This is a genomic window from Variovorax gracilis (assembly GCF_030317115.1).
Lineage (GTDB): Bacteria > Pseudomonadota > Gammaproteobacteria > Burkholderiales > Burkholderiaceae_C > Variovorax > Variovorax gracilis.
In genome coordinates, this window is record NZ_JASZYF010000003.1 from 1 (window position 1) to 17,205 (window position 17,205).

The 17,205-nt window shown below is 63.8% G+C and carries 15 protein-coding genes; 7 read left to right on the forward strand and 8 right to left on the reverse strand.

What is annotated here, in order from left to right:
• Positions 1-382 precede the first annotated feature (382 nt).
• From QTH97_RS07865 to QTH97_RS07875, 3 genes are all read left to right on the forward strand, one after another.
• Complete coding sequence (locus tag QTH97_RS07865; protein ID WP_286567573.1) at positions 383-1,285, forward strand: LysR family transcriptional regulator; 903 nt, start codon at positions 383-385, stop codon at positions 1,283-1,285.
• A 164-nt stretch (positions 1,286-1,449) separates the two neighbouring features.
• On the forward strand, positions 1,450-2,520 hold the full coding sequence (locus tag QTH97_RS07870; protein WP_286567574.1) for a tannase/feruloyl esterase family alpha/beta hydrolase: 1,071 nt from the start codon (positions 1,450-1,452) through the stop codon (positions 2,518-2,520).
• 5 nt (positions 2,521-2,525) lie between these two features.
• The gene (locus QTH97_RS07875) at positions 2,526-3,149 is read left to right on the forward strand and encodes a tannase/feruloyl esterase family alpha/beta hydrolase (protein WP_286567576.1); all 624 of its coding nucleotides are present in this window, start codon (positions 2,526-2,528) and stop codon (positions 3,147-3,149) included.
• A gap of 565 nt (positions 3,150-3,714) precedes the next feature.
• Here the strand turns inward: QTH97_RS07875 and QTH97_RS07880 are convergent.
• Entirely contained in the window at positions 3,715-4,473 is a 759-nt protein-coding gene (locus QTH97_RS07880; RefSeq protein ID WP_286567577.1) for an SOS response-associated peptidase, read from the reverse strand.
• A 189-nt stretch (positions 4,474-4,662) separates the two neighbouring features.
• On the opposite strand from QTH97_RS07880, the gene imuA reads away from it, so the two are divergent.
• From imuA to QTH97_RS07895, 3 genes are read left to right on the forward strand one after another with little or no spacing between them, the layout of a single operon-like run.
• Complete coding sequence (gene imuA / locus QTH97_RS07885) at positions 4,663-5,505, forward strand: translesion DNA synthesis-associated protein ImuA (protein WP_286567578.1); 843 nt, start codon at positions 4,663-4,665, stop codon at positions 5,503-5,505.
• Complete coding sequence (locus QTH97_RS07890) at positions 5,450-6,808, forward strand: Y-family DNA polymerase (RefSeq protein WP_286567579.1); 1,359 nt, start codon at positions 5,450-5,452, stop codon at positions 6,806-6,808. Before imuA ends, QTH97_RS07890 begins: the two co-directional genes overlap by 56 nt.
• A 3-nt stretch (positions 6,809-6,811) precedes the next feature.
• Complete coding sequence (locus tag QTH97_RS07895) at positions 6,812-9,910, forward strand: error-prone DNA polymerase (RefSeq protein WP_286567580.1); 3,099 nt, start codon at positions 6,812-6,814, stop codon at positions 9,908-9,910.
• A 333-nt stretch (positions 9,911-10,243) separates the two neighbouring features.
• Here the strand turns inward: QTH97_RS07895 and QTH97_RS07900 are convergent, their stop codons facing one another.
• The 7 genes from QTH97_RS07900 to QTH97_RS07930 all read right to left on the reverse strand — a co-directional run bounded on the left by QTH97_RS07900 (position 10,244) and on the right by QTH97_RS07930 (position 15,887).
• Complete coding sequence (locus tag QTH97_RS07900; RefSeq protein ID WP_286567581.1) at positions 10,244-10,564, reverse strand: hypothetical protein; 321 nt, start codon at positions 10,562-10,564, stop codon at positions 10,244-10,246.
• A 619-nt stretch (positions 10,565-11,183) separates the two neighbouring features.
• On the reverse strand, positions 11,184-11,657 hold the full coding sequence (locus QTH97_RS07905; protein ID WP_286567582.1) for a hypothetical protein: 474 nt from the start codon (positions 11,655-11,657) through the stop codon (positions 11,184-11,186).
• 24 nt (positions 11,658-11,681) lie between these two features.
• Positions 11,682-11,954, reverse strand: coding sequence for a hypothetical protein (locus tag QTH97_RS07910; RefSeq protein WP_286567583.1), 273 nt, complete (start codon positions 11,952-11,954; stop codon positions 11,682-11,684).
• Positions 11,955-12,600: 646 nt separating this feature from the next.
• Positions 12,601-13,029 carry a hypothetical protein gene (locus QTH97_RS07915; protein WP_286567584.1) on the reverse strand — a complete coding sequence of 143 codons (429 nt, stop codon included), beginning with the start codon at positions 13,027-13,029 and terminating at the stop codon, positions 12,601-12,603.
• A gap of 118 nt (positions 13,030-13,147) precedes the next feature.
• Positions 13,148-13,786 (reverse strand): BPSL0761 family protein, encoded by a 639-nt coding sequence (locus QTH97_RS07920; RefSeq protein WP_286567585.1) that lies wholly within the window; start codon positions 13,784-13,786, stop codon positions 13,148-13,150.
• Between the two features lie 159 nt (positions 13,787-13,945).
• The gene (locus QTH97_RS07925; RefSeq protein ID WP_286567586.1) at positions 13,946-14,557 is read right to left on the reverse strand and encodes a Y4oB family protein; all 612 of its coding nucleotides are present in this window, start codon (positions 14,555-14,557) and stop codon (positions 13,946-13,948) included.
• Positions 14,558-14,606: 49 nt separating this feature from the next.
• Complete coding sequence (locus tag QTH97_RS07930; RefSeq protein WP_286567587.1) at positions 14,607-15,887, reverse strand: AAA family ATPase; 1,281 nt, start codon at positions 15,885-15,887, stop codon at positions 14,607-14,609.
• Positions 15,888-16,674: 787 nt separating this feature from the next.
• On the opposite strand from QTH97_RS07930, the gene QTH97_RS07935 reads away from it, so the two are divergent.
• On the forward strand, positions 16,675-16,989 hold the full coding sequence (locus QTH97_RS07935) for a helix-turn-helix domain-containing protein (RefSeq protein ID WP_286567588.1): 315 nt from the start codon (positions 16,675-16,677) through the stop codon (positions 16,987-16,989).
• The last annotated feature ends 216 nt before the right edge of the window (positions 16,990-17,205 follow it).

Sequence of the window (17,205 nt, forward strand, 5' to 3'; positions counted from 1 at the left end):
TGTGCTTCATCTCCAGCTCGAACAACTGCTCGTCTGTGAACACCGCCCGATCCAGACGATACAAATGCTTCTCAGGGTCGTCCTGCAGCATCGCATCAAGCTTGGCTAGGCTCGTCGCCGAATCGGCGGGGTAGATCGGGATCATGCGGTCTCCGTACGGGGTTTGGCTCGACAAAAAAGGACATCGCTAAGCGGGATGAATCGCTCCGTCGCCGCGTCATCGGTTAACGGTAGGGCTTCGGGCTGGATAGGATCTTCGTTGCGAAGAGACGGCAGGTCCAATATCGATGAAGTCTGTCAAAATACCTTCAAGGTATGGTGTACTAGGGTTTTTACCGACTGCAACTTTTGCATCGCGACATGCCCTTTTCCGGGACTTTTTATGAACCTTGAGTTGCGCCATTTACGCTACTTCGTCGCTGTTGCCCGTGAGTTGAACTTCAGCCGCGCGGCCGAGCACCTCCACATCGCCCAGCCACCTTTGAGTAGGCAAATCCAGACACTGGAAGAAGAAATCGGAGCTCGCTTGCTCGATCGCAGCTCACGTCCATTGAAACTCACGCCTGCGGGGCGGTTCTTCCAACTTCAGGCGCAGCAAATTCTGGATCGCATGAAGGAAGCCACGGATGCAGCCGCGCGCATCGCGAGCGGCGGGCGCAAGTGGTTTGGCCTGGGCTTCGTCCCATCCACCCTATACGGCGCGTTGCCCGAGGTTATTCGGCGCTTTCGAGACGAACAGACCGACGTGGAACTGAGCTTGTTTGAAATGACCACGGTCGAACAAATCGATGCCCTGAAGGCCGGTCGAATCGACGTCGGATTCGGGCGACTGCGAATCGAAGATCCAGACATCGTTGGCGAACTGGTTCGAGAAGAGGGAGTAGTCGCCGCGCTGCCAAAAAACCATCGGTTGCTAAAACACAAGAGCATCAGTCTGGCCAAGCTGGCTGCTGAGCCTTTGCTGCTGTATCCCGCGAAACCGAGACCCAGCTATGCAGATCAAGTACTAGACATGTTCCATTCGCGTGGCCTTAAGCCAACGGTGGCGCTGGAGGCCAATGAGGTGCAGACGGCCATCGGATTGGTGGTCGCTGGGATCGGGTACGCGCTTGTGCCCCAGTCAGTGCAGGCGCTCGACCGAGCGGGCGTTGTATACGTGTCTCTGAGCGATGAAGGATTGACAACGCCTGTCATCATGAATCGACGTGTTGACGACGAATCGGAATTGAGCGTTTTTATTCGGACCGTTGTGAGCTCTTTACCGACCTCTACGCTAAGGTTGTGATGGGCGCTTTCCACTCACTCCGGGCTGCAACTTCGCAGTGATCGCACAGCGCGTCGATTCCAGAATCGCCGGCGTCGCACTTTAAACTTCGCAAGTTCGTTAGGCCCGAGCCCCTTGCGCCGACGACGCAAGGGGGTGATCCGCTGCTCTTTGAGGCAACCCTCATGAAGAACATCCGCTTCGGAAACCTCTGTACTCTCGGCCTCATGGCAGCGCCTTTGGCCGCCGGTTGTGCTTCTCGAACTCCCGCACCGACTCAACTGGAGCCCGGCTGCTCGGCGCTGACCGGCCGGGTAATCCCCGCCGCCTCGATCGGCTTGCCCAGCGGCGACGCGTTCATCACCTCGACCACGGTGGTCGGCGCCAGTGCCGGCCCCCCGGCTGTGCCCACGCATTGCCGCGCACTAGGCAGCATCGCGCCGCGCGGCGGAACGGCGCAGCGCATCCACTTCCAGCTCAACCTGCCGCTGGACGGCTGGAACGGCAAGGCGCTGCAGTACGGCGGCGGCGGCTTCAATGGAACGCTGGTCACCGGCATGACACCACTGCGCGACGCGGCCCCGGGAGATCCGCTTCCGATCGAGCGGGGCTATTTGACGTACGGCACAGACTCAGGCCACCAGGCCTCGGCCTGGCCGGCCAGCGAGCCCGGCGCCTTTGCGCTCGACAACGAGATGCTCGCCAACTTTGCCTTTGCTTCGTACAAGAAGGTACGCGACGTCGCGGTGGCGGTATCGCAGATCTTTTACGGCCGCCCACCGCAGCGCGTGTATTACTTCGGCGGTTCCGAAGGCGGGCGCGAGGGCCTGATGATGGCGCAGCGCTTTCCGGCCGACTACGACGGCGTCGTCAGCGTGGTGCCGGTGCTCAACTGGACCGGCCTATTCCACGCCTTCGTGCGCAACCAGCGGCCGCAGTTCGTCGACTGGCTGCCGCCGGCCAAGGCGCCGCTGGTGGCGCGCGCCGTCAACGACGCCTGCGACGGGCTCGACGGTCTGGCCGACGGCGTGGTCAACCACTGGAAGGCGTGCCAAGGGCGGGGCGACCTGCAGCTTCTGCGCTGCCCCGGGGGCAACGACAGCGGCGCCTCCTGCCTGTCGGACGGGCAGATCCGCGCGCTGCAGGCCGTGCACACGCCCTATCGCTTCGCATTTGCGCTGGCCAACGGCCTCGACAGCTACCCGCCCTGGCTGTGGGGGCACGAATACAGCCTGGACGGCGCCACCGCGCGCTGAACCTGGTGCGCTGGGTCGGCGGGAGCACAGCTCCCGCGGTTCCCCCCGACGCCGCCACCAATGCCACGCAATGGCTCTATGGGAGCAACTGGATCAGATACGCCATCGCGCGCGACGCTGCCTTCGATGTGCGCAACTACGAGCCGGCTGCGTTTCAGGCCCGGGTGCAGCAGACCTCCGAACTTATAGACGCGAGCGACCCGAACCTGGCGCCCTTCTTCGCACGTGGCGGCAAGCTGATCATGCGCGAGAACGCCGGTGACCGGGCGCAGAGCGCGCTGATGGGCATCGCCTACCACCAGGCCGTGGTCGCGCGGCTCGGAGTCTCCACAGCGGAGGGCGCGATGCGGCTGTACGTCTCGCCTGCCTCCACCCACAGCGGCAATGCGCGCAGCGTGCTCGACCAGCAGCCCGTACCGACCATGGTCGACCTTCTCGATCCGCTGGACCGCTGGGTCACGAGCGGCCAGCCGCCGCCCGATGTGCTGGTGCAGACCGACCGAGCCGCGGCGCCGCCGTTTGCTGTTCGCGCCGGCCGGCCGCTGTGCCGGCATCCGGCCTACCCGCGCTACATCGGCGGCGACCGATTGCGAGTCGACAGCTATGCCTGTACGGCGGCGCAGCCGTGACGTGGATTTCGTGCAAGCTGGGAGCAGGCGATGCGCGCCGTGCGAAACATAACGGGGCACTAAAGGTCAAGCGCCATCAGGACCCTGCCTCCCGCGTTGGCGCAATGTCACCGATGCCCGGGCCGCCTCGACCAGATTTCCAAGAGCGAGCTGGCATTGATACGCCGCAGCGACGAGTGACATCTTGACACCCGTCGCATGCTTCTCGCTCCGCCGCTCGGCGCGCAGCAACGGCGTGCGGCGCTCGCGCCAGACGCTATGCAACTGGACGCTGGGCACGGCCGAACGGCTTGCCCTCGCGGATCGACACCGTGACGGCAGCGGCGCCGGAGACCAAGTCCCGCGGAGTTCCAATCGCAGCCGCTCGATGGTGGGTTTAAGGCCGCGCGCGAGCAGCGCGTCGGCCGCCTGCGCACCTCTTCAGCCTGCACGCCCCGTGGGCCGCGGCGGCGGGCCACGGGGGTCGGGGGCATCGGAGGCGCCGCTCGGACGCCGGCGGGTTCGGGGCTCATCGACGGCCTCCGTTCAGGGTCGATAAAAGAGGGTTACCGCGCGTTCACAGGCATCAAAAAAGCGTCGGCTCTTCAGGCGGTGCCTTCGTGGCACGAGCTAGCTTCGCCTTGGGCTCCTTCGGCGGCACGGCCTCCGCCGTCATCGCGAGCCGCTCGGCCGGGAACTGCACCATGAAGTCCATCGAGCGCTCCGGCGGCGCGTCGAGCCACTCGCCGTACTGCGCCTCAGGCAGGATCACGACCATGCGCTTGTCCTGCATCTCGGGAGGACGTTTCGGATCGGGCCGATGCATCAGCCTGAAGTGGGGATGCGCGTCCGCGTTGATCGTGAGCATCGTGAAGCTCAGCTCCCACTCGCTGGTCTCCGGGTTCTTCCAAGGAGACCACAGGCCGGCCACGCCCAGGGTTTCGTCGTTCGCCGCGGTGAACCGCGTCGGGATGAACTTGCCTGTGCGCCAGTCCGGCTCGTAAATTGCCTCGCACGGCACGATGCAGTGCCGCGGCTTGGCCCACGCGTGCTTGAAGCTGGCCAGTTCGCCGACGGTCTCGGTGCGGGCGTTGTAGGTCTGCAGGCCGTACTTCGCCTCTTTGGCGAAGCCAGGCAACAACCCAAAATGGCCCTCCGCCAGCTCGAAGTCCGGCACCGCCTCGTCGCCCGACTCGCGCTCGGGCGGCCGGCGAATGAAGGGCGCCATCTGCGTCGGGTAGATGTGCAGGCCACCCGGCGGCGGCTCCCAGCTCGGCGGCAGTTGGATACCGAAGTGTTTCTCGATCAGCTTGCGGCGCTTCTCGGCTTGGTAATGGCTGCACATCAGCGCATTTTGCGGGAGTCCGATGCGTCGGTTGCGCGCTGCCACTGCATCCGGCCACGGCGGCAGCCCGTCATTGAGCCGTCGGTTGCTTCCCCGCCCGCCGGCTAAATCCGACTTCGATGAGGGGGCGGTCCCTGCGGAGCCTGACTTGCGGCATACTGGATGTCCATACAGTATCCGGAGCCCGCAATGGCCGCCCTTCTGGAGTGGGCCGACGACGACGACGCGCCGGCTCCGCCGCCCCTTCTTTCAAAGCTCGTTCTTCGATCCGGCGAGCTCCCCGCGTCCGTCGAAGCCGCCCTCTGGCGCGGCGATCAGCTGGGCTCGCCGGTCACGCAGGTGGTGGCCACCGGCTATCCCTCGCTGGACGGGGAACTCCCCGGTGGGGGTTGGCCCGCTCGGTCCCTCACCGAGGTGCTCCAAGCCCAGCCAACCGTGCTCGAGTGGCGGCTCCTGGCGCCGGCCATGCGCCAGGTGGTCGAAAAGCGTGAAGACATCGTCATCATCGGCCCCCCGAAGGCCCCGCACCTGCCCGGCCTGCGTGACGAAGGCATCGACGAGCGCCGCCTGGTCTGGATCCAGGCGTCAACACCGGCAGAGCGGCTCTGGGTCACGGAGCAACTGGTGAAGGCCAACGCGGCCGGCATCGTCGTGTCCTGGCTGCCGCAGGCGCGCCAGGAACAGATCCGCCGGCTGCAGGTGTGCGCGCAAAGCTGCGACAGCCCCGTCTTCCTCTGCCGCCCGGCGGCCGCGGAGCACGAACCGTCCGCGGCGCCGCTGCGGGTGCAGGTCAGTCTGGGCGTCGATTGGGAACTACGGGTCCATCTGCTGAAGCGCAAGGGCGGCGTGCATGACGGCGTACTCCACCTTCCCTCCATTCCCCGCGGCCTCGCGCCGCTCATCACGCCCCGGCTTTCGAAGCCGAGCGTGCTCCTGGCCGCGCGCAAACCGCGCGCCACCGCAGCAGAGACTTCCCATGTTCTGGGCAGCGCTACTTCCCGACCGCCTGCTCACCGACTCCCAGCGCATTGAAGCCATTCGCGGTCTGTCGATCTGGTGCCTCCAGTTCACGCCGCGCGTCAGCGTCATCGACGCGGCTTTACTGTCTTCGGCGGTCGTGATGGAGCTCGAGGCGAGCGTGCGCCTGTTCGGCGGCAAGCGAAAACTCGTGGAGCGGGTGAAAGTGGAAACCCAGGACCTGGGCGTTGGCCAGCTGGCCTGGGCCCCGACCAGCCTGGCGGCAGTGGCCGTGGCCCGCAACGGTCAATCGAACGGCTTTGCCAAACCTCTTGAGGCACTCCTCGACGACCTGCCCGTTGAGGTGCTGGCACCGGTCGCAGCGCATGCCGCCATCCTCGCGCGCGTGGGCTGCCGGACGCTGGGCCAGGTGCGCGCCCTGCCCCGCGGCGGTCTGAGTCGACGGTTCAACAAGGCGTTGGTCGGTGCGCTCGACCAGGCCTATGGGCTGAAGCCTGAAGCGCACGCCTGGGCCACCCTGCCCGACCGCTTCGAAACCAAGCTCGAGCTGATGTCGCGCGTCGAACTCGCGCCGGCGATGCTGTTCGGTGCGCGCCGGCTGCTTTTGCAGCTGTGCGCCTGGCTGGCGGCCCGGCGCTCCGGGGTCACAGCCTTCACGCTCAAGTGGTGCCACGACGCCATGCGGGCCAAGACAGCCGGCGATGGCGGCGAGCTGACGGTCCGCACCGCGGAGCCAACACGGAACATCGAGCACCTGAGCAGGTTGTTGGCCGAGAACCTGGCCAAGGTCGAACTGCTCGCGCCGGTCGGCGACCTGGCCATGACCGCGGACGACGTTCGCCCGCTCGAAGAGGCCAGCTACTCGTTGCTGCCGGAGACACTGCCTGATGGCGAAGGGCTGGCGCTGGTGCTCGAACGCATCGCCGCGAGGTTGGGCCCTGAGAGAGTCCTCCGGCCCATCGTGGCAGAAGACCATCGCCCGGAATGGATGTGCCACTGGCAGCCAGCGCCCGAGAAGCGCCCACGACAGATGGCGCGCAGCCTGGATTGCCCGCAGCCCACGTTCATCCTGCCCAAGCCGCTGCGTCTGGCGTGCCGGGAATCCCATCCGCTCTATCAGGGGCCGCTGCAGCTCCTGGCGGGCCCTCACCGCATCGAGTACGGCTGGTTCGACCGCGTGGGCGAGCGACCCTGTGACCGGCAAAGCGACGCGGCACCCTCAGCGTCGTCCGAAACGCGACATGTCTCGCGCGACTATTTTGTCGCCCTGAGCGAGCACGCCGGCGTGCTATGGATTTTCCAGACCCGCCTCGCCAATGAAGAGAGCGCCTGGTTCCTCCACGGCGTCTTTGCCTGACCCATGGCCGCTCTCCCCGACTACGTCGAGCTGCGCTGCATCTCGAACTTCACCTTCCTTCGCGGCGCCAGTCAGCCGGACGAACTGGTCGAGCGGGCCTCCAAGCTCGGCTACCAAGGCCTGGCGCTCACGGACGAATGCAGCCTGGCCGGCATCGTCCGCGCCCACGTGGCAGCCAAAGAGCACGGCCTGAAGCTGCTGGTCGGCAGCCAGTTCCAGGTCGACTGCGATCACCCATTCACGCTCGTCGTCTACGCCTGCAACCTGAATGGCTACGGCAACCTGTGCGAGTTCATCACGAAACTGCGGCGCCGATCGGCCAAGGGCACCTACGAACTTTCCTTTGCCGACCTGTCCGCCTCAGCGCTCGAGGACTGCGTGGTCGTCGCCTGTCCGAAGCGGATGTCCTCGCCCGCCCAACTCGAGTCGATCGGCCTCTGGCTGCTCGCTCAGTTCCGCGGGCGGTGCTGGCTCGGCGTCGACCTGCTGCGCTTCATCGATGATGAGATGTGGCTCTACCGGCTGCGACAGCTCAGCGAGCACACGGCGATTCCCCTGGTCGCCGCCGGTGACGTGCAGTTCCACGTGCGGTCACGCAAGCCGTTGCACGACGTCCTGACGGCCACGCGCGTCGGCCGGCCGTTGACCGAATGCGGCCTGGACCTCCAGCCCAACGCGGAGCGGCATCTGCGAACGCGCCTTCGCCTCGCGCAGACCTACCCCGACGACCTGCTCGCCGAGACGCTCAATGTCGCCGCCCGCTGCCAGTTCAGCCTCGAGGAGCTGCGCTACCAGTACCCGGACGAGGTCGTCCCGGCCGGTGAAACGCCGGCGTCGTACCTGCGCCGCATCACCTATGAGGGTGCGGGGCGGCGCTGGCCAGAGGGGATGCCGGCGAAGGTGCAGCTGCAGATCGAGTACGAACTCGACCTCATCGCCGACCTCCAGTACGAGCACTACTTCCTGACCGTCGCCGACATCGTCCAGTTCGCGCGCTCGCGCCATATCCTGTGCCAGGGCCGCGGCAGCGCCGCCAACAGCGTGGTCTGCTACTGCGTGGGCGTCACCGAGGTGGATCCTGCACGCATGAGCGTCCTGTTCGAGCGTTTCATTTCCAAGGAGCGGAACGAGCCCCCGGACATCGACATCGATTTCGAGCACGAGCGTCGGGAAGAAGTCCTCCAGTACCTCTACCAGCGCTACGGACGGGACCGGGCGGCCATCACCGGCGTCGTCATCAGCTATCGCCCGAAGAGCGCCATCCGCGATGTCGGAAAGGCCTTGGGCTTCGAACTCGAGGTCGTGGAGCAACTGGCCAAGGACCACAAGTGGTTTGACGGCAAGACCGTCATGCCCGAGCGGCTGGTCGAGATCGGGCTGTCGCTCGACGACCTGAAGGTACGGCAGCTGATGCTGCTCACCGGCCAACTGCTCGGCTTCCCCCGCCACCTGAGCCAGCACACGGGGGGTTTCGTCCTCACGCGGGGGCCACTGTCGCGCATGATCCCCATCGAAAACGCCAGCATGCGCGACCGCACCGTGCTGGAATGGGACAAGGACGACCTGGATGCGCTCGGCTTCCTGAAAGTGGACTGCCTGGCGCTGGGCATGCTGACTGCCATCCGCAAGTCCCTGGCGTTCATCGGCCTGCGCAAGGGCTACGACTTCGGGATGCAGGACATCCCCGCCGAGGACCCGGTCACCTACGAGATGATCTCGCGCGCGGACACGGTCGGGGTGTTCCAGATCGAGAGCCGCGCGCAGATGAGCATGCTGCCCCGGCTCAAGCCCCAATGCTTCTACGACCTCGTGGTCGAGGTCGCTCTAGTACGGCCCGGGCCGATCGTCGGCGGGATGGTGCATCCCTACCTGCGCCGGCGGCAGGGCCTGGAGCCCGTGACCTACCCCAGCGAGGCGCTGAAGAAAGCGCTGGGCCGCACGCTCGGCGTGCCGGTGTTCCAGGAGCAGGTGATGCAGATTGCCATGCTGGCGGCCGGATTTACGCCGGGCGAGGCGGACGGCTTGCGGCGCGCCATGGCGGCGTGGAAACGCAAGGGAGGCCTCGAGCGCTACTACACCAAGATCGTCAATGGCATGACCGAGCGCGGCTACGAGAAGGCGTTCGCCGAACAGATCTTCGAACAGATCAAGGGGTTCTCGGAATACGGGTTTCCCGAGAGCCACGCGGCTTCGTTCGCGTTGCTCGTCTACGCCAGTTGCTGGATCAAGTGTCACCATCCGGCGGAGTTCCTCGCGGCCATGCTCAACTCGCAGCCGCTCGGCTTTTACAGCCCGAGCCAGCTCGTGCAGGACGCCAAGCGCCACGGCGTCGAGGTCCGCCCGGCCGACGTCCTGCACAGCGACCTCGACTGCACGCTGGAGAACATGCCGCATCGCCCGGCCGTGCGCCTGGGCCTGCGCATGCTCTCCGGGTTGCGCTGGGAATCGGTGCAGCGGATCGTCGAGGCCCGCGGCGAGAACCTGTTCGACAACGCCGAGGATCTCGCGCGTCGGGCCGGACTCGAGCTCCACGAGATGAAGCTGCTGGCCAGCGCGGATGCGCTGAGGAGCCTGAGCGGGCATCGCAGGAATGCGGTGTGGGACGCGTCGGCGCTGCGTGCAACGCCGCGCCTGCTGCGGGATGCGCCGGTCGATGAAGACATCCTCGAACTTGCGCCAGCGCCGGAGGGCGAGGAGATCATGTTCGACTATGCAGCGACCGGACTGACGTTGCGCCGGCATCCGCTGGCCTTGCTCCGGCCGGCGCTATTGAAACGGGGACTGATGTCGGCGGCTGACTTGCACGACCGGCCCAATGGTGACGAGGTCAGCTATTGCGGACTCGTGACCCTGCGGCAGCAGCCGGACACAGCTAAGGGCGTCATCTTCGTCTCGCTCGAGGACGAGACCGGGGTCGTGCAGGTCATCGCGTGGCGGAGCTTGCGGGAGACGCAGCGCCAGGAGTTGCTCAATGCGAGGCTGCTGGCTGTGCACGGGACCTGGCAGCGGGTGGGCGAACTGCGCAGCCTGGTCGCGGAGCGGCTCGAGGACCTGACGCCGATGCTGGGCAGGCTGGCGACAGCGTCGAGGGACTTTCACTGAGGGTCCGCGGGCTGGTCGCCTTTCCTGCTGCGCCTCTCCGACTTTTTCTGAGACCTGTCTATCATGAGTCTGACGCCCACGACGCTTGAGATCACCAACAAGGTAAGCATCAGACTGAGAATGAGCATCGCCATGTAGCGAAGCCTACGCCGATTCCCCGACGGGGACCAGCCACGAAACGGAGGCGCGACTTGAATCGCAAGACGATCTCGCCATCGTCGAGCACAGGCGATAGCGCCTTGTCCGCCGGCCCTATGTAGAGGGCTCGCGGGCAAGGCACTTCAGGATCTGGGACGGGAGGCATGGCGCGTCGATCCGCGAGGGCCCGCAGCATCAAAGTGTGAGGCACGCGCTTCTGACGATCCATTGAATCTCTGCTTCGGTGAAATCCCAGCCCTTTGCGCGTATTGCCGCGTGCAGCCGCTGCTGAACACCCTGACGTCCCCACTCGGGATGTGCATCGTGATGTCGTTGGGCGTGCGGCCTCAACTGCTCCACCATGTCGACGCAGATCTCGTAGCGCTCAGCACGTTCCTCTTCGCTCCCTTGCGAAACGTATTTGTCGCCCATCTTTCGGACAAGCAACTTGGGTTGAGCGCCTGGCACCGCACCTCCGATCTCACGCGGAAAGTCGAAAGGCGTATTGGAGGTCACGGTGACGATTTTGGAACACTATGGCTGTCTTGAGAAGAGGTCCGATCTCGGAGACCACAGCGCCGGCGCGCATGCCGATCCGTTCGGTGGCCAGCCAATGACGTCGATGCGGATCTTCGCCATCGTGTCGTGCACGGGGTGCGTGCCCTCATGCCCGACTCCTCGAAGAGTTAAGCCAGCCGAAATACTACCCACTCGAAATTCAAGAGAGGCTGAGAAGAAACAATAGCTCAAGTTCGGCGCAATGACGCACTACGCACGCCAAGGCCGACACGAGGAAGCGCATCCGGGCTCGCGAGCAGGAACGCAAAGACGCCAAAGCGCCGCCCGTAGACCTCGCCTGATCAACCGCACGAAGGGACAAGGCGCTTCGGGCTTCGCCCTCCGCGCCCACTTGGAGCCATCGAGCGAGTATCAACAAGCAAAGCAAGAAAGGAGGAAAGAGCTAAAGTTATCCGCAGCCGGCAGCCACGATGCCGGCTTCCATCCCCGGGTCAAAGTTCAGCCGGCGCCGACAGGTTGTACTTTTCCCTGGCTGTCGACCCGACCTTTCGCAAACTGAGCGGCTCGTCGAGCGACCCACCGGTCGGGGTCGATAGGAGAATGGTCAAGAGGCCGCCTAATCTCCGCCACCCTCGGGCGACACGATCACCGCACCGCCTCGCGTCCTGACGATCAGCGCCGGAGAGACGTCGTCCTCGATCTCAACTGTCAGTCGAGGCGAACCACGACGCCTGAATGGCAGGCTCTCCAGGATCTGGGCGCCTGTTCGCGTTGGCCTCGTCATCTGCTTGAGCCGTTCGTTCAGAACATCCGGATCTATCAGCAACGCGGACGGCGCTCCGGCGCTAGTGGCCTTCTGAATCAGAAAAGCCCGCCCGTGCTTCGTGGACTCACGGATCAACCTTGCCAAACAGATACGCGCCGATCCAACAGTCAACAGCTCGACGTTCAAGAAGGCGGAGCCGAAGTCCGAATCCAACGGGATCAGTTTGAGGATCGATGTACCCCGTGAAAGACGGCCAACCACCGCTGTTCCACTGCCGGACGTCTGACGTTTCAACTTCGCTCTCGAGCGCTTTCTCATCTTCATGGAAGTCCCTTTCCATCCGCGCGTTTAATGCACAAGCTTTCTCGCTGCCGAACCGCCGATCGTTGCCTCGACCTCCCAACCCAGGCACACCAATTCAACGAGGTGTGGCACCGCATTCTCGCCGCTGCGGTAGTCGCCGCTGCTCACGGTGCAGAGCACCTCTCCGAGCGAGAAAGGCTTGAACTGATCGCCACGCATCGGTGGAACCACATCGCCCTGCTCGATGAACTGCAACTCCCAAGTCGAGATTTCAGGTAGGTCCAGCGCCGGTCGATCTTGGTGGCGGCCTTTCAACATTCGGAAGACGGCTCGCCCGCTCTGGCATGCTGCCGAGCCTTTGCATCGGCCCTATCGATGAGCATCCTGATACCGACGACGCTTGAAAGCACCATCACGGTTAGCATGAGACTGAGTTTGAGCATCGCCATGTGCGCCAGCGTACGCTCTTTGCCGAGTGCATGAAAGGACTCCCGTTGAGGCCACGTGGCCGTTCGTTCCGCAGTAGCAGCGCGCTAAACAGCAACGCTTTGCTCGCCCCTTGTGCTCAAAGCCTTTTCTAGTCGATCTGACCGCGGGCAATCGCGAGCAACTCTCGATGGTCCCCGTCAGAGTCTTCTCGACCTCGTCCCGAAGCGAGGCCAGTCTTGATCAGTCCGCGAACGCGCTGAATTGCCTGCTCGCTCTGGTCCTCTGAGCCGAGGCTGCCAGATTCAAAGCGATCATTGCTGACGCGCGCCTTGTCCGACAACTGGAAGCTTTTAGTACGACGCATCTTTGAACAATCTGCGTTTCATGGCTGGCTGTCAACGCCTCCGACCATCGCGGTTGATCCCACTTCGATAGACTGTGCCCTGTGTCCTTGGCTTCTGCATTGACTGGCGTCTGTTCAGCGAAGAGACCCGATGTTCGTCGAGGTCCGGCCCGCCGCTTGCAGCGGCACCCATCACGGCTCGCCCGGACGATTGATCGGTTTAACGGGTGGCGCATGCGCCGCGCACAGCGTCCAGTAATAGCCATCGAACGGTCGCGTCTGCGCGTCTGCTCCGCACAGCATGCAGATCATCTGTGTCTTTGCCTCCGCCTCGTCAACGATGGCGTCGATGCGAGATGCAACTGCGTCCCCGATCCTGGTGGCGTTCTTGATCAGGGCATGGCCCTCTTTCTCTTGAGGGTCGATCACGTCAATGACGACGCGCTTCGACTTGCCAAGCCGAAAGTAGAACCGGGCGGACCCGAACTTTTCCTTCACCTGTACCCAACGGAACTCTCGCTTGTTCTCGCCCAGCAGCTTGTCGATCTGCTCGCAGGTCTCTGCGAACGTCGGAAGCCAGCCGTCGTGAAACTCCAGGCTCACGGTCTTGCCCATGAACATGTAGGGAAACCGGGCTTTCAGTTGTTCAACGGGATCCATGAACTTCCTTTTATGCGGACGTCGCGCCCCAGGGTTTCAGCTCTGATTCGTACATCTCAGAAGTTGGCCCCAAACCGTCCTACTTCCTTGCGTCGCGCCGCGCCTGCGCCAGCGCCAGGACATCGAGGCGAATGGCTTTGGGAAGCAGCGTCGGCAAGGGAGACGCGCTACGCAACTGCTGTCCCCTCTCTGTCTCCGCGAGGGCGCGCATCCAATCGCTCTCCTTCAAGATAACTCTCCACTCTTCCCAAAGCACAAGCGTGTGCGGATCGCCCCTCTGGATCCAACGCTCGAGCGTCGCCTGCGCCGTGGCGACAAGCGAAGGATCCTCGATCAACATCTGCACCGCCGCCCTGTGCAGTGCGAGGCTCAAGTAGTCGTGGAACGTGTACCCAGTCACCATTTCCGGCCCCTTCCTCGCGTTGCGGGAGAGCGGTTCGATTGAAGCGCCGAACCTATCGCGGCGCTCATCGCCGATCCACCAACTAAGAGGTCCACAGTTCTTGGGCGCCGCTTCAAGTTGCCACGGCCCCGGGTAATGCCTCAGGATACGGAGGGCGAGTTGCCGCAGCCTGGGCGGCACCTGCCCTCCCCAAAGCTCCTCGTGCTTTTCGGGTGAAAGGGCGAGCTCCCTCATCAACTCGCCAGCCCATTCGGGGGCCCCGCGCCTTTCGTGTGCCATCGTCATGCTGATTTTCCTTTCAGACAGCGTGATCATTTAGCGTCTCAACAGGCAGGCGACCCGCGGATCGCTCTTGTCGCAAGGCTGATGCTCTCGTCGTCGAGCACCTGGGGAAATGAGCGCCTTGGGTTGTTCGAGTGGTGTCTAGTGACGTCCTCGCCTTGAGGTATCAAATGCAGACGCACCCGGGTTGCATCAATTCGCCGACTCGGAACGGGCTATCTGACGCAACTTTTCCATGACCAGACGCTGCCCATCGTCGGTGCCGAGCATCTCAAGCGGGATGGCCCATAGCGAGCGATTGACTCTGCGAAGCCACCGATAGGCCTTCTCTTCGCTTTGGAAGACTCGTCTTGCTTCGCGTGACACGGACAGTTCGGCCAAGATGAGCCGGACGAACATTTCAGGGTCCAAGAGCTCAGCCGGCTTGTGATAGCCGAGCGCGGGGTGCCGGGTAGTAAGCCATGCGTGCACAAACGCGTCGCCGTCGAATGGCGAGCCGTCGGATGCCATCTCTGCGACGACTTGCCCGACGGCCACTTTCAAGCGCGCAAACACACTGTCCTGTTGCTCGATGCCCCGAATCTCCCCGGCCATCCATGTGTGCATGGTCCCTTGCCCATCCGCCGTCCACCACTCGAGCTCCTGGGAACTTGGGTAGTCGCATAGTGTCGTTCGGGCTTCGTCTACGAGGCTCTCTGGCAGCGCAGCGCCCCATTCCTTGATGTGCTCGTTAGTCTTGGCGATGCTCCAAAGGATCTCCCCGGCTCGGATGAACGCATCCATTCGTTGTTGTGGCATGGCCATGTGTGGAGTCCTCGAAACAGGGGTTCAATATCCGCGGAACAGCAACTCGTCAATGCAACATCGGGGACATCTCGTCGTCGTCACCGACCACCTCCGCAGGTAGGTCAGAGACTATCAAGCGCAGTCTGCCGCCTTGGACGGCGCCCGCCACACCGTCCTGCACCGCTTGATAGACCTCGCGCGCGCTCAGATGGGCGAGCTTGTGCGAAAGCGCAGGTTCAGGAGGCTCAAAGTTAGGTACGCTCAACTTCCGGGCGGCAGCGGTGGCCACCACGTGGGCGGCTCGCAGTGCTTGCTCACCGCGAGGAGGCAGGATCGCAAACTCGCGGAATCGCGTGCGCAGCGATTCCGACATCTTTCTCGGGTCATTCGATGTGGCGATGTAGATGACGAGGCTCGCGTCGAAAGTGATGTCCAGGCCCGCGTCTCGCACCGCGCACGCGGTCACCGGCTCCAGCAAGGAATGCAGGGCTGCCTGCGGGTTGTAGCGCCCCTCCTGCGACGCCTTGTCGATCTCATCGATCAGGAAAATCGGGTTCGCCACAGGACCATTGACGATCTGCTCGAAGACGATGCCATGTGATGCCGTGGCCCAGTGGCGCTCCGTCCCAAGCCACAAGGCGGGCGATTGAGCGTTCTCCATGGATTGGATGCGGATCGGCGCGCCCAACGCCCGGGCGAGGTCCATGGCGTAGTGGGTCTTGCCGACACCTGGCGGGCCACTCAAGTGGATGGGAGGGATCACCAGCGGACCTTGACTTTGCACGGACAGGGCGACTCGGCTCGCGACGAACTCGGTCACCTGTGCAAAGTGCGGATGCGCTTCGATCAGGAAGGCCAGATCGCGAGCCCATCGGTCCGGATCACGTCCCGGGTTGGCGATCGTCCGGAGTGCCTTCCGTTTGATCAACGCGTCGAACAAGTCGGCATCGTGCTTTCGAAGTTCGCTGTCTCGGGCTGCGCGCGCTCTTGCGACGGCGGCCAGAAGCTCCGGCCCGCGAAGAACTCTGTGCATGGAGGACGGGTCGTAGTCCGCAGGGAGACGGTCAAATTCCGCAATGAATGCGGCCTCTTCGAAGTCGCCCGCATCTTCCTTTTTCACCTCGGAAGCCTTTCGCTGCTCCGCATCGCGCTTGCGTTCTGCGGCGAGCAATGCGCGCTCCCGCTCGCGTGCCTGTGCTTCACTGTGGCGCACTTCCTCCTCGACCGCCGCAGCAATGCAAGTGGGAAGAAGAATCTCAAAGGGCTGGCGCCCGTCTTTGTGCGTACCGAACCAGCACGCCGCGAAGCCTGCGGTCGTGGTGCTGTCGCCATCCTTGACCTCCTTCAACTCAGAGACTCCTTGGCAGAGGGCCCAGCAAAGGTCTGCGCAGTCGTCCCATCGCCAGACGGTTCGAAAGAGATCAATCGCACTTTTCACGATTTGCCGAAGTCGCTGAACCGGGGATCGGCCATTCTCTGAGGCCAACTTGGTCGGAGTCTTCGCATTTGGCGATGAGCGTCGCCGGTCGCTTCATCGGTATCGGACCCAGGTTCAGAAAGCTGGGCCAACTCTTCCAGGCAGTTTGAAACAAGCATCGCTCTAGCCTTCCATTCACGTCTTGATGTCATGTTCGATTTCCTTGACCGAGTTCACCTCGAAGGCCCCTTCCCCGTTGGGTCGGACCGACCGTACGCTGCATGGCAACAGGCGAATGCAGTTCCCGAGACCCGTGGTCCCAGTCACCTGCAACCGCGCGGCCGACGCCACCGAATTCGCCTGCGTCCACCAGCGGCGCGTTCGTGGCAATCTCGTTCGCTGCAAAGCACTGGTTCATGTCTGGCCTCATCACCCTTTGGCTTTCGAGGGCCTCTGCCGGCCCAGCGCGGCCCTCTATCACGGCGTCGCCTTCGCTTCAGGTCTCGTTGGCATGGTCGCCTTCCTTTGCCGCGCTTTCGGGAGGGGGCCACAGTCGCGGCTATTTACTGTCTTTCCGCCAATAATTGAGTCGGTCCGGTCATGGCGGCCGGGTCGAACGCCTGTCCCCCTGTACCCGCATTAGTCGATTTGGACCAGTTCTGTTTCGACTAGTTGATTGAAGCATACAAGGTCTGGGCCACCTCAACAAGTGGCATCCATGAAGACTTCCAAGACTTCCCCATTCAATCGCGAGCATCAGGTGCTGGCCGCGCTTCTCAAGGACATGCGTGGCGTCGCCGGCCTCACACAGGAGCAATTGGCCGAGAGCCTGAAGTGGCGTCAGACCGACGTCTCCAAGGTGGAGCGCTGCGCGCGCCTGATGGGCCATGTGGAGTTGCGCCACTGGGTCGCGGCCTTGAACACGGACATGATCGCGCTCGAGTTGGAATTCCAGGACCGTCTCCAACGCCTGGGCATCGCGGCGCCGTCGCCCAAAGGAGGCCTGAGACTAAAGCGTCAGAAGTTGCGCTGAAGGACCACAAAAGAACGACGACGCTCGGTCGCTCCTTGGGTCCCCTTTGCGGCTCGCCTGTGGGTGAAGCATCGGGCGAGCAAGGCGGCGTTCAGGGGGGCCAGTCGGCGCGTTCTCGCCCTGATCCATTTTCTTGCCCCGACGCTTCCTTCATGCACCACTGAAGGGGCCTCCTTTCGCGCTTCGCGCGTTGGCAGCTTTCGTCCCCCGCTCTTC